This is a genomic window from Amedibacillus sp. YH-ame6, from assembly GCF_053848845.1.
This window is the reverse complement of sequence record NZ_JBSPEZ010000019.1, coordinates 52,687-66,542: the sequence shown is the minus strand read 5'-3', so window position 1 is coordinate 66,542 and position 13,856 is coordinate 52,687. Positions and strand designations below refer to the sequence as shown.

Genomic DNA, 13,856 nt, shown 5'->3' with positions numbered 1-13,856 from the left:
ACCATTTTTTTCATAACAAAAGGCAGTAAGAGCCACATGTTTTAGGTTGAGTAGTCATCTTACTGCCTTATTTATTTTAACATATTTTAAAAAAGCTGTCGACTTCTTTGTCAACAGCCTGAATAGTTCCTATAGGGACTATTAAATCTATGATATTCGCACCTCTTATATAAATATCCCAAGCACTATCAATTGCATTCGCTCTTTCTGCATACTTCCCAAAACCCACTCCACTCATATCATCTCGAAAATTGACTGGTACACTTGAAGATGGTACTTTGATTGTAATCGTTCCACTACTCTGTCCTAATGCATCTTTGACTACCCCTGTGATATCGTAACTTTTCGATATCAAGATATCTCCATTTCCTAAAATAAAACTACTTCCTGAAGAAGCAGTCGTATTCTTATATGATGTTGATGAAATACTAAATTCTTTACTACTTATGTAATTCTTTCCATTGATAATAGCACAACTATAGGTTGGTGTTATTTTTAAATAAGTTCCGGTATTACTTACAATACCAGTTGCATTACATCGCTCTGCTTTTAATGTCAGTGCTGGTATTGAGTTTTGATATACTGTAATACTGTTTTGTTTTGTAGCTATCTTTCCGCGACTATCTTTTATACTTCCAGTAAAAGTAATGGTTCCTGCTGGCAAACTATTTATAGTTACTGTGTTCGAGCTGGATGATGTGCCGTTGCTACCTACAATAGAATAACTACTAATACTACTCCCATATATTCCGCTTGCTCCTTCGATTGCAATCGTTGCGGTTGATTTTCCTTGTACATAAATTCCCCATTCTGGTGGTACACCATTATCATTTCTTGTAATATTCAAACTCGAAAATGATGGATTTAGACTTCCTGGAATATTTAGAGTAAAACTTAATGACTTACTATCTCCTATTTTTGTAGATCCAGAATATGTTGTAACGGTAATCGTTCCCGTTCCTGATGTCGCATTTGGAATTTGTGAAGCATCACTTGCCGGTGGTGTGAATGTACAAGAAGTTGCTTGTCCACTATAATCACGTACAACGTTGCCAAATTGATAACGTACAGTGTGTGTGAAATTGGAACTAGCTCTAGAAATAGAGATTGTCATTGGTGAATCCATGGTGTTTCCTGAAATAGAAAATGTACTTGCTCTAGCTATCTTTGTTAAAGTAAGTGAGCCCGATGCACTTGGTGTACCTACCCATGAGTTATCTGCATAAAAGGTAGCGGATGCGCTTATAGATTTTGAACCATCATTATTGTGAATAATTGTGAAAGACTTAGAACCAAGATATTGTGAACCACCAAGTCCAATATTATATCCTCCAACAGAAAAAGAGCCACTTTGACCATCACAACTTACTGAAACCGATGTCGTATTGTTATTATATGCAGAAGAATAAGAATCATTGGCAACACAAGTAACCCCTACTGTGACTACAGATGTATTATTCGCAATGTTTACATTACTTTCTGATAAAGATAATTTTAAATGAAATCCCATTACATTATTCCTTTCCTATGCAGTCCTTACCCACATATAAACAGCTATATATGGTTGTAAATTTTGAGAATTTCCAGCACCTGCAGAATTCACAGTAACAGTATGCGTATGAGCTCCTGCACTCTCTTCCGAAGGGGGTATTGCCCAAGGATCGGAGGATACTTGAGTCTGTGATACACATTGATAACTGGATGAAATTGAACTTACAGTCCAATATCCTTTGAACCTATGGGTATGACCTCCTGTACTGTTTGTGGAAGCAGAATGTGTATGAGCTTGTAAACTTTTATTCCCACCTGTTTTTCCTGTCGAATTAAAATCAGCATCACTTTCATTTATACCAACAAGTACCCTACCTTGTGCATAACGAGTCCATGTAGTTCCAACGTATTGTGTATTTGGATTGAAACTAGAAATCGTATTAGTAATAACAAATCCTATAGGAAATGGACATTCATTCCCAATCATCACTTTATTTCCCTTAATGTAAATATCCCAAGCACTATCAATTGCATTCGCTCTTTCTGCATACTTCCCAAAACCCACTCCACTCATATCATCTCGAAAATTGACTGGTACACTTGAAGATGGTACTTTGATTGTAATCGTTCCACTACTCTGTCCTAATGCATCTTTGACTACCCCTGTGATATCGTAACTTTTCGATATCAAGATATCTCCATTTCCTAAAATAAAACTACTTCCTGAAGAAGCAGTCGTATTCTTATATGATGTTGATGAAATACTAAATTCTTTACTACTTATGTAATTCTTTCCATTGATACTAGCACAACTATAGGTTGGTGTTATTTTTAAATAAGTTCCGGTATTACTTACAATACCAGTTGCATTACATCGCTCTGCTTTTAATGTCAGTGCTGGTATTGAGTTTTGATATACTGTAATACTGTTTTGTTTTGTAGCTGTCTTTCCGCGACTATCTTTTATACTTCCAGTAAAAGTAATGGTTCCTGCTGGCAAACTATTTATAGTTACTGTGTTCGAGCTGGATGATGTGCCGTTGCTACCTACAATAGAATAACTACTAATACTACTCCCATATATTCCGCTTGCTCCTTCGATTGCAATCGTTGCGGTTGATTTTCCTTGTACATAAATTCCCCATTCTGGTGGTACACCATTATCATTTCTTGTAATATTCAAACTCGAAAATGATGGATTTAGACTTCCTGGAATATTTAGAGTAAAACTTAATGACTTACTATCTCCTATTTTTGTAGATCCAGAATATGTTGTAACGGTAATCGTTCCCGTTCCTGATGTTGTATTTGGAATTTGTGAAGCATCACTTGCCGGTGGTGTGAATGTACAAGAAGTTGCTTGTCCACTATAATCACGTACAACGTTGCCAAATTGATAACGTACAGTATGTGTAAAATTAGAACTAGCTCTAGAAATAGAGATTGTCATAGGTGAATCCATAGTGTTTCCCGAAATAGAAAATGTACTTGCTCTAGCTATTTTTGTTAAAGTAAGTGAGCCCGATGCACTTGGTGTACCTACCCATGAGTTATCTGCATAAAATGTTGCGGATGCGCTTATAGATTTTGAACCATCATTATTGTGAATAATTGTGAAAGACTTAGAACCAAGATATTGTGAACCACCAAGTCCAATATTATATCCTCCAACAGAAAAAGAGCCACTTTGACCATCACAACTTACAGAAACCGATGTCGTATTGTTATTATATGCAGAAGAATAAGAATCATTGGCAACACAAGTAACCCCTACCGTGACTACGGATGTATTATTCGCAATATTTACATTACTTTCTGATAAAGACAATTTTAAATGAAATCCCATATTATAACCTCCTTAATGTGAACCCAGCACTACCTTCGTCTCTAAACAACCAATTTCCAACTTGTATTTGCTGTACTATAACAGATTTCGTCACATGTAATTCATTATTTGAAATCCAAGCTACTTTCGTATCTCCCTGCCAGAATCCCAATTCTGTATTCGTAAGGATCGCTTTAAAAGGACTATTTGATTGTCCGAGTTCCAAAGATGATCCATCAAATCTTGCCCATTCTTGAATCTTAGATTCATCTACTTTTCCATTCACTACATCATTTAATGTATCAATCGTGGTTTTTATAAAGCTTGTTTGTTCATTTGTAAGTTGTATTTGATTTTGAATACCGTTTATCTGTTCCCTCGTCTCTGTAGTTGTAGTAATCAGTTCCTCTACAGATAAATTGATTTCACTTTTCGATTGTTCTATTGCAGATTGAAAAGACTGTGTAACTCTGGATTCTACTTGGTTCACATCATCCTCGATTTTCTCGTTTATATCTTCAATGGCAGGTGTCCAATCGGTAGCGAAGTTCCCTTTCTCAAGTTTGAAGTTATAAAAATAAATATCTCCAATGCAATCTTTACATAAAATTTCAATATCTGAAATGACTTCATTTAAAACTTTATTAGTATCTGACATAAAAGTGCAAGTCACAAACTGCCACTGACCTTCTATATCCTCGGTTGCAAACTTACAATCTCCAAAACTAAAAGATAGCTCTTCTTCAAGCACTTTATACATCCCTTGATGACGAATACCTAAATAAAAGGCAGTATCTCCCTTTTGTATGTTTTCTAACAAGACCCAACCACTCATGGTGTATGTAGAAGATGGTTCTAGTTTTCCAAGGATACTTTGTACCACATGCTTAGTCGTATTTAGCTCCACTGATGAAATGTGTGCACATCTTTTTTTATTCTTATTCACATATTCCAAAATATCAGATTCCCAGTTTCGATCATGCATGATAAAGGAACTATTTAACAAGAGGTTTCTACCTCCTATTTCAAGACCAGTGATTACTTGCCATGAGCTATCACATGTTGGTTGACTATAGCTTACTGTAGCATCACTATAGATGATTTTGTTGCGAGTCCACATATAATGCTGAGGAATCCAAGATGGAGGTATAGGTGACCATTCTCCTCCAATTTGTGTTTCCTTTGAAGTAGAAAGAAAGTATTCAACAACAATTTCATCTACACCTTTACCTGCACTTCCATCACTTAACAAGATAAATCCTTTCGATGCAAATGCCGTATATTCTTTATATGTAACAGTACATATATAAGTAATTGATTTAGCTTCTTCATCCAAAAGTTTGTTTTGAGACACTTTCAAAACACCATTTTCTATGACTTCACCATCTATTAATTCTCCATCAAAACGCTTCCAATTAACTACACACTGATTTAAAGGTATTTGCAATAATCCGTCCTTTACTTCGGGTGTAATAATCAAAGGATTCCATGCTGGAACCAATGTTTTTGATTCTAGATTATAATGTTGATACGATGGTAAATTAGAATCTAGATACACTGTTAACTTTGGTATATCACTTTCATTTGTAATAGTTTCAAAACCGGTATACTTCGTAAATTGTGCTGTTGACAAAACACACCTAAAAGATGCATTTATATGTACGTCATCTTTTGTAAGAGTAACCTCTTTCATTGCCTTGTGTGATATATTCCACAAATAGTCTGCCTCACTATCCTTTGACTTTCTTTCCCAATTAAAAGAAATAGCTGCAATATCATTTGTAATATCTTCATTATTCTTCAACACATTCGCATGAAGCTCTACTTTATCAATAGTTTCATCCAATAACGAACCATCTTTCATCAATAAAAATTGAATTGTGGTCATATCTAACTGTTCTATTTTTTTATCAACTTGAGCAATTGATAAATCAATATAATCATTGGTTTGCTGAATGATTGATTCTTGTTTGGTATCTACTTCTTCTTTTGAATATGTATTCTCGATACGTAACGTATTACTATCTACACTACGTTTTATTTCGTTGAGCAAATTCTCTTTTACTTTCAAATCCAAATCCAAGTCATTCAAATCAGATTTTATACGTTTGATTTCTCCTTGAATTTTCTTAAACGAAGTGCTTAACACTACTTTGTTCAATTGTTGTTGATCAGGATATTCGCTATACTCTACAATCTGATGAACAATTGACAAACCATCGGTTAATAATACAGGTTTATCATACAGTTTAAAATCTAGACATTGGTATTTTTTATTTGTCCTAGATAAATCATAGATATTACATCCCCACGACTGTTTAGGAAATGCCAACTCCTTTAATTGCTCTTTTGCCTTTCGCAACAATTCCTGCGGATCTATAATTTTATCATCTTGCCAATATGCACAAATAATTTCATCATCAATATATTCCTTGCAATCAATGTATTCTAAGCCATGATTAATTCCAGTAAAGTTCACATATTCAATATGCTTATTCCCATTCTCATCTTCAGTTTCAATCTTTTTCCCATAAGCATACAAACGATTCACTTGTACATCATATTCACCTTTATACTCTACGCTATCCAAGTTAAGTTCTTCACTTAAAAATAGACCCCTTTGTTGAATCACTAGTGGATCTATAACCTTAATACGTTTATCCACAATATGGTATTCAAATACAATGCCATATATTTTCTTACATTCCATCAATATGTCATATGCATTTACACCCGTTAACTCAATATCAAGCCTTCCTTTGGCCTCCTCAATATCATCCATTGTCCACCCATCTGGTTTAATTTGTAACAAAACATCTGAAAACAATGCGTTTTCTATTTTAAAAGTGCGATGAATTTCACATTTCCACTCATTTAAATCCAAATCAGCTTGAATTGTTACAATCGATTTCCGTTTATTAATTCTAGTAACATTATATCGATTATCCAAATATTTAAGTTTAGAACGTTCCTTCAATTCACTAAAAGCTTTGTCATTTACAGCCAAATCAAAGGAGAGCGTTTGCTCTCCTTCATAACTATATACAATGTTAAAATTCGTTCGATTTTTTAAAGGAATATACCCTTTCTTACTCTTTACGCTTAACACCATAACCCCTCCTACATAAATACAGGATAGTATTTTATTACCACCCTGCATAGTTCGCTATCTTTTTGTATCGTATGTATCCCTGGAATAAGCTTTGGAAACTTTTGTATTTGAACTTGATCAAATGAAGATAATTCAGGAGTTGTTATATCATAAACAAGCTTATCGATACCATCTATTATCAACGTTTGATCTTTTTTCATATTCGAAATAATCATACCATCTACTTCTACTCGCTGTAGTGCATCTAAAGCATGTAGTTCATAGATGCAGCCACATGCTATGTTTCCTTGTACCATAAAGTTACTATCTTCAACTTCGATTAATGCTTTATGTTTCAAAACTTGAAAGGAATATGTAGCAGTGTATGCGTTTACGCCATCCTGCGATTCACTCTTACCATTTAAAATACAATCGTATATATATCCATCATCTACATCAATAGTACATGGGTTCATAAGTTCAACCGCAAACATACTCATATCTTCTCTACTAGTAAAATCCAAAACCAGTTCACGTACTTGTGGAGAAATTGTGGTCGCATGAACAATGGGAAGATAACTTCCAATCGGCAAGAATGTTTCATTCTCTATTTCCATTGTTTTATCATGGAAGCTACATACATCTGCATGGAAATATGTCTTAAAATCTTTATCATTAATTTTCATATAATCTCCTATCTGGCTGAAAATGCCAATTCCTCACTTATGAATGGTGTCAATTGAACAGCAGTTTCGCGACCATCCATTAATATTCTGTTTTCAATTTTCCCTTGAAGTATACCTTTTATCTCACCAATTTCAACTTTCAAACGACCAGAAGTGTATACCTCTTGTGATAGATTGGATTGAACAACTCCACGCATTTGTAACTGTTGCGAATCTATTGCCATACGTAATTGCTTTGCCATATTGCTAAAGTCAGCTTTGCCTATTCGGGAGAATACATCCGTAATATCCGTTGCGATTTCTTCGCTTTGATCCATTAACTCTGGAGTTTTATCATCTAATCCAACTACAGCTCCCTCCATAACATAATTAAATATTTCTCTTACTTTGCGAGATGGCGATTTTATATCAAATGATTTTCTTAATCGTCCTAAAATACCCTCTGCAATTCCTCCCGCTTTAGAAAATAAATATGGTTCTTTATTCTGCATTTCTTCCATCATAGGATCCATTACATTTTTGAAAGTCTTTCTTGAATCCTCAGGTAAATCCTTCCAACTATTCCTTACTTCTTGTGCAACTCTTCCATATCCACTCTCTGCCTCAGATGCCTGCCTTTCAGCTTCAGCAATCATAGAATCTGTTACAGATTCATCGCCCTCTTTTCTTCTTTTATTTAAATCGTTTAAAATATCTAATTTTTTCAACGCATTTTGTCCAAGTATTTGTAAAGTACTTGTAGCTTCTCTCATTGCAGATTCAGCTGCAGCCTTTTCTTCAGCAGTAGAATTTTCATTCAGCTTTGATGACAAGCTTACTGCAGTATTAACTTTATCAGTTGCATATTGTGAATAGGTAGATAATTCAGATGCAATTTGATTTTTCAAACCCTCCGCTTTTTTCTTTTCCGCCTCCGTCCAGTCAGCTTCTTCCTTAGCATACATTTCAGTTAGTGTTGCTTGTTTATCCGCGATACATGTTCCTAAAAAATTCATATCCTCTAAATTGTTTAGTTGCTTTAATTCTGTAACCTGTTTTTGGTGTTCTGACAGAGTATCTAATTCAGCTTGATTAGAGTCTATCTTCATTTGTGCAGCATCCATTTGTGCCTGCAATTGATTTTGTCTTTCTACATCAGACTCATCAAATTTCATTTTTTGTAAAAGGGCTAAATGCTCTGTTTCCGCTTCAATCTCAGAAGCTAATATTTCCTTCTTACCTTCAACTGATGCATTTTTTGCAGATACACCATCCATTTGTACCTTAGCATAATTCTCTGCATTTCCACTTGCTAATAATGCAGCATTAGTTTCATAGTTCGCCATGTCTTCATAGTAACCTTTTGCAATTTCACTTTGTGTATTATATGCTTCTTCTTTTTTTGTCGTGCTTGTATATAATTCACTCATTTCCTTTGAAATTCTTTGATAATCCTCTTGGCTATATTTATTGGATTTATCATTTCTCATTGCTTCAAATTCTGCTTCTTTTGCTTTCTTTTGCATTCTAAGATCACTTAATTCCATTTGTAGTTTATCAGCTTTCATCTGTGCCTCAGTTGATTCGATTAAAGCTATCTTATATGCAGGTAGTTGTGCCTCCAAAATTGCTTCTGCTTTCATTTTATCAATTTTTCCATCAATACTATCAGAAGATTTATTATATCCTTTTACTACACTATCTTCAATTGTAATCTGTTCTCCTAGTGCTTTATTAAGTGTAGATACGATAAAAGCGGCTCTATCTTCATAGCCCGCTTTTACTTTACCATTTGCATCAGTTAAATTTCCCAATTCTGTATTTAAACTCTGTAAATTTGTGATTTCGCTAAGATTAGCATCTAGCTGTTCTTGTTGTTTTGCCTTTAAACTATTTCTAGACTCTATTTCTTTGTTCATTGCTTCCATTGTTTCATTGTGTTTCTTAGTTTCTTCACTTTGGTAATTTGATAACAATGATATTACTCCAATGATTCCTGTGATTGCTACAGTAGCAATTCCAATTGGTCCAGACATTCCCCCTATCGCACTTATTACTGAATTTGTTGAATCATTCATCATGACCATAACATTTTTGTATAATGTCATGGATGAATTTATTGTAGAAATACTTCCTGCTACCTTTGTACTTATAGATTCAAAGCTTTTATCAACATTTAAAGAATTAAGACTTTCATTCATCTGTCCAACTGCTTCACTGACTGTTTTAACAGCTAACATAAGGGTCTTTTCTAAATCAGATATGCCCATATTTAAATCTTGTAAATTGTTCTCCATATAAATTCCTCCTATAAAAAAAGCCATTGCTGGCTTATATTTTTTGTTAAACAATTCTATTTATTTTGTTCTATTTACCAAATAATCGTTGCTTATATTTATCTTCTTTTCCTGATAGAAATTTTTTTATATCTTCTCTTTTATTATTATCTTCATACATAATTAATAAACGCTCTGCCGCTACTGTTGAAACATTAGATAGTGAAGTAGATATAGATAAAATTTCACCTCCACATTCTTGTATACCACACACTATTTCGCTTAATTCATCATTTTTCCATATCCCCTTGTAACTAGAAAACACATCTTTCATATCAATTACCTCCTTATTTTCACTTTGATTTTCCTCAACACTAACATTGGTGGAAATGTTCTTTACATTTTTATTTCCTTCCTCATCAAATACAATTTGTTCTACCACAATTTATCAAAATTAAATATTTCATTTCTTAATAAATTGTCTATTGAATGAAAATTTCCATTATCCTCATACACTACATTAAATACACATGAATGACAAGCACTGTCACATGGTATTAAAAAAAATGTTTAATGGTCCCCCCTCCATCTGAATCTTTTCAATTGCCTCTGCAATTTTTTAATCCAACATTTCTGAGTATTCATGCTTTTCCGTTGGGTATTTTTTACAGGTTATAGCCTTGACATAAGATCTTATCATTTTCTTTCCTCCTGATTTTATATTCAAATCTTAGCATACTACTTCTAATCTTACAATCAATTTATCTTCTTTACTTAATTGTTTATTTTTAAAGAGTTATACCCATCTTTAGGTTATTGCTAATTCTAAATTTATCTGCCACACTTTTATAAAGCTGATTAAGCGCTATTTTATTCATATCACTTAATTCCATCTGCATTTGATTAGCTTTCATTTTATCGATTTTTTCATTGATACTTTTAGAAGATTTATCATACCCTTTTACTACACTATCTTCAATTGTAATCTGTTCTCCTAATGCTTTATTCAGGTTAGATACAATAAAAGTGGCTCTATCTTCATAGCCCGCTTTTACTTTACCATTTGCATCGGTTAAATTTCCCAATTCTGTATTTAAACTCTGTAGATTTGAGATTTCACTTAAATTTCCTTGTAACTGTTCCTCTTGTTTACTTCTTAAATCATTTCGAGCACTAATTTCATTATTCATTGCTTCCATTGTTTCATTGTGCTTCTTAGTTTCTTCACTTTGGTAGTTCGATAATAACGAAATTACACCTATGATTCCTGTAATTGCTAAAGTAGCAATTCCGATTGGTCCTGTAAGTGCACTAAATATAGAACCTAGATTTTCTGTTATTTTAGTTACATCAAATACATTTGTACCTAAATTAAATAAGACTCCAGCTGCTGAACCAACCATACTACTTACATTATTAACTATTGATCCAGTTGAGTTCATTGAGCTATTAAACTCAGCTATTGTGTTATTGACACTTACCAATGATTCTTTAATAACAGATGTCATTTCAACCATTGCTTGTTCTATTTGATCCGTATTTACACTAATATTTATCGTTTCTAAATTTGACATACATGTCTCCTTTCATAAAAAAAGTCTACTTTTCTAAGCAAACTTTTATAATTTCAATTTTTTAAAATTGAAAATTTCCTTTCGCAGGCAATTATCTATAGCTTGATAATTTCCATTATCCTCATATAACACATAAAACTGGTATCCAATCATATCTGCAGTAGGTATCAATGAGGAATTTACAATGCTCCCTCCTTTGTTTTGTATCATTTCTATGGCGTATGCAATTTTTGAATCAAGTAAATCTGAATACTCAACTTTATAAATTGCAATAGCTTGCATATATATAGCTTTAGTAAAAGATCTTATCATTCTCTTTCCTCCTGATTTTATATTCAAATCTTAGCATACTACTTCTAATCTTACAATCAATTTGTTTTCTTAAGTTTATTGTTTATTTTTAAAGAACTAAACACATCTTTGGGTTATTTCTAATTCTAAATTTCTCCACCATATATATATAAAACTGATTAAGTACTATTTTATTCGTATTACTTAATTCCTTCTGCATTTGATTAGCTTTCATTTTATCGATTTTTTCATTGATACTTTTAGAAGATTTATCATACCCTTTTACAACACCATCTTCAATTGTAATCTGTTCCCCTAGTGCTTTATTCAGGGTTGATACAATAAAAGCGGCTCTATCTTCATAGCCCGCTTTTACTTTGCCATTTGCATCGGTTAAATTTCCCAATTCTGTATTTAAACTCTGTAGATTTGTGATTTCGCTTAAATTTCCTTGTAACTGTTCCTCTTGTTTACTTCTTAAATCATTTCGAGCACTAATTTCATTATTCATTGCTTCCATTGTTTCATTGTGCTTCTTAGTTTCTTCACTTTGGTAGTTCGATAATAACGAAATTACACCTATGATTCCTGTAATTGCTAAAGTAGCAATTCCGATTGGTCCTGTAAGTGCACTAAATATAGAACCAAGATTTTCTGTTATTTTAGTTACTTCAAATGAGGCAGTACCTAAATTAAATAAAACTCCAGCTGCTGAACCAACCACGCTACTTACATTACTTACTGTATTCCCTGTTGAGTTCATTGAGTTATTTAACTCAGCAATTGTATTATTGACATCTATCAATGATTCTTTAATAATAGATGTCATTTCAACCATTGCTTGTTCTATTTGATTCGTATTTACACTAATATTTATCGTTTCTAAATTTGACATACATGTCTTTTTTATAAAAAAAAGTCTACTTTTCTAAGCAAACTTTTACAATTTCAATTTTTTAAAATTGAATATTTCCTTTCGCAAGCAATTATCTATAGCTTGATAATTTCCATTATCCTCATATAACACATAAAACTGGTATTCCGCCGTAGTTGCAGTAGGTATCAATGAAGAATTTACAATGCTTCCTCCTTTGTTTTGTATCATTTCTATGGCGTATGCAATTTTTGAATCAAGTAAATCTGAACACTCAACTTTTAAACTTGCATTATCCTGCAGCCTTATAGCTTTAGTAAAAGATCTTATCATTCTCTTTCCTCCTGATTTTATATTCAAATTTTAGCATACTACTTTTAATCTTACAATCAATCTGTCTTCTTTACTTAATTGTTTATTTTTAAAGAGCTATACCCATCTTTAGGTTATTGCTAATTCTAAATTTATCTACCACACATTTATAAAGCTGATTAAGTGCTATTTTATTCATATCACTTGATTCCATCTGCATTTGATTAGCTTTCATTTTATCGATTTTTTCATTGATACTTTTAGAAGATTTATCATACCCTTTTACTAAACTATCTTCAATTGTAATCTGTTCCCCTAATGCTTTATTAAGTGTAGATACAATAAAAACAGCTCTATCTTCATAGCCCGCTTTCACTTTACCATTTGCATCGGTTATATTCCCCAACTCTGTATTTAAACTCTGTAGATTTGTGATTTCACTTAAATTTCCTTGTAACTGTTCTTCTTGTTTACTTCCTAAATCATTTCGAGCACTAATTTCATTATTCATGGCTTCCATTGTTTCATTGTGTTTCTTAGTTTCTTCACTTTGGTAATTCGATAACAATGATATTACTCCAATGATTCCTGTAGTTGCTAGTGTTGCTATTCCTATAGGGCCGGTAAGTGCAGTAAATATATTGCTTAAACTACTCGTTAGGTTAGCTACTTCAAATACATTAGTACCTGAAGAAAATAAAGCTCCAGCCGCTACGCCAACCATCCCACTAACTGTATCAACTGTGGATTCCGTTGAGTTCGATGATTAACTAAACATAGCAATTGTATTATTGATGTCTAACAATGATTCTTTAATAACAGATGTCATTTCAACCATTGCTTGTTCTATTTGATCCGTATTTACACTAATATTTATCGTTTCTAAATTAGACATACATGTCTCCTTTCATAAAAAAAGTCTACTTAAATTCAAGTAAACCTTTACAGATTTATTTTAATTGATCAAAATTAAATATTTCATTTCTTAATAAATTATCAATCGATTGGAAATTACCATTATCCTCATACATTACATTAAATACACAATGCCGACAAATCATGTCACATGGTATTAAAACGAAATGTTTGATGGTTCCCCCCTCCATCTGAATTTTTTCAATTGCCTCTGCAATTTTTAAATCTAATATCTCTGAGTATTCATGCTTAACCGTTGGATCTTTTTTACAAATTATAGCCTTGACATAAGATCTTATCATTCTTTTTCCTCCTGATTTTATATTCAAATTTTAGCATACTACTTCTAATCTTACAATCAATTTGTCTTCTTTACTTTATTGTTTATCTTTAAATAACTAAACTAATCTTTGTATTATTGATAATTTTAAATTTTTCTACCATACATTTGTAAAACTTATTAAGTACTATTTTATTTTTTCATATCACTAATTCTTCCTCTTATTTTCTAACATAACATTAGCGTATTTTGCATATATCTC

Annotated in this window: 13 protein-coding genes; all 13 read right to left on the bottom strand. The window is 32.6% G+C overall.

The window, feature by feature from the left end; genetic code table 11:
* Positions 1-76: 76 nt before the first annotated feature.
* Positions 77-1,510: a DUF859 family phage minor structural protein gene (locus tag ACWG0P_RS12170; protein WP_455801935.1), complete on the bottom strand. Its 1,434-nt coding sequence runs from the start codon at positions 1,508-1,510 to the stop codon at positions 77-79.
* A gap of 15 nt (positions 1,511-1,525) precedes the next feature.
* Complete coding sequence (locus tag ACWG0P_RS12165) at positions 1,526-3,337, bottom strand: DUF859 family phage minor structural protein (protein ID WP_455801934.1); 1,812 nt, start codon at positions 3,335-3,337, stop codon at positions 1,526-1,528.
* Position 3,338: 1 nt separating this feature from the next.
* The gene (locus ACWG0P_RS12160; RefSeq protein ID WP_455801933.1) at positions 3,339-6,428 is read right to left on the bottom strand and encodes a phage tail protein; all 3,090 of its coding nucleotides are present in this window, start codon (positions 6,426-6,428) and stop codon (positions 3,339-3,341) included.
* Between the two features lie 8 nt (positions 6,429-6,436).
* A complete protein-coding gene (locus ACWG0P_RS12155; RefSeq protein WP_455801932.1) occupies positions 6,437-7,093 on the bottom strand; it encodes a hypothetical protein in 657 nt (218 codons plus the stop codon).
* A gap of 8 nt (positions 7,094-7,101) precedes the next feature.
* A complete protein-coding gene (locus ACWG0P_RS12150; protein WP_455801931.1) occupies positions 7,102-9,369 on the bottom strand; it encodes a hypothetical protein in 2,268 nt (755 codons plus the stop codon).
* A 70-nt stretch (positions 9,370-9,439) separates the two neighbouring features.
* Positions 9,440-9,682 carry a hypothetical protein gene (locus tag ACWG0P_RS12145; RefSeq protein WP_455789423.1) on the bottom strand — a complete coding sequence of 81 codons (243 nt, stop codon included), beginning with the start codon at positions 9,680-9,682 and terminating at the stop codon, positions 9,440-9,442.
* Positions 9,683-10,136: 454 nt separating this feature from the next.
* Positions 10,137-10,922: a hypothetical protein gene (locus tag ACWG0P_RS12140; protein WP_455789424.1), complete on the bottom strand. Its 786-nt coding sequence runs from the start codon at positions 10,920-10,922 to the stop codon at positions 10,137-10,139.
* A 45-nt stretch (positions 10,923-10,967) separates the two neighbouring features.
* Complete coding sequence (locus tag ACWG0P_RS12135; RefSeq protein ID WP_455801930.1) at positions 10,968-11,234, bottom strand: hypothetical protein; 267 nt, start codon at positions 11,232-11,234, stop codon at positions 10,968-10,970.
* Between the two features lie 88 nt (positions 11,235-11,322).
* Complete coding sequence (locus ACWG0P_RS12130) at positions 11,323-12,108, bottom strand: hypothetical protein (RefSeq protein WP_455801929.1); 786 nt, start codon at positions 12,106-12,108, stop codon at positions 11,323-11,325.
* A 45-nt stretch (positions 12,109-12,153) separates the two neighbouring features.
* Positions 12,154-12,420 carry a hypothetical protein gene (locus ACWG0P_RS12125; RefSeq protein ID WP_455789425.1) on the bottom strand — a complete coding sequence of 89 codons (267 nt, stop codon included), beginning with the start codon at positions 12,418-12,420 and terminating at the stop codon, positions 12,154-12,156.
* An 88-nt stretch (positions 12,421-12,508) separates the two neighbouring features.
* Positions 12,509-13,123, bottom strand: a complete 615-nt coding sequence (locus ACWG0P_RS12120; RefSeq protein WP_455801928.1) for a hypothetical protein — start codon at positions 13,121-13,123, stop codon at positions 12,509-12,511.
* 42 nt (positions 13,124-13,165) lie between these two features.
* Positions 13,166-13,294: a hypothetical protein gene (locus tag ACWG0P_RS12115; protein ID WP_455801927.1), complete on the bottom strand. Its 129-nt coding sequence runs from the start codon at positions 13,292-13,294 to the stop codon at positions 13,166-13,168.
* Between the two features lie 55 nt (positions 13,295-13,349).
* Complete coding sequence (locus ACWG0P_RS12110; RefSeq protein ID WP_455789429.1) at positions 13,350-13,616, bottom strand: hypothetical protein; 267 nt, start codon at positions 13,614-13,616, stop codon at positions 13,350-13,352.
* Positions 13,617-13,856 lie beyond the last annotated feature (240 nt).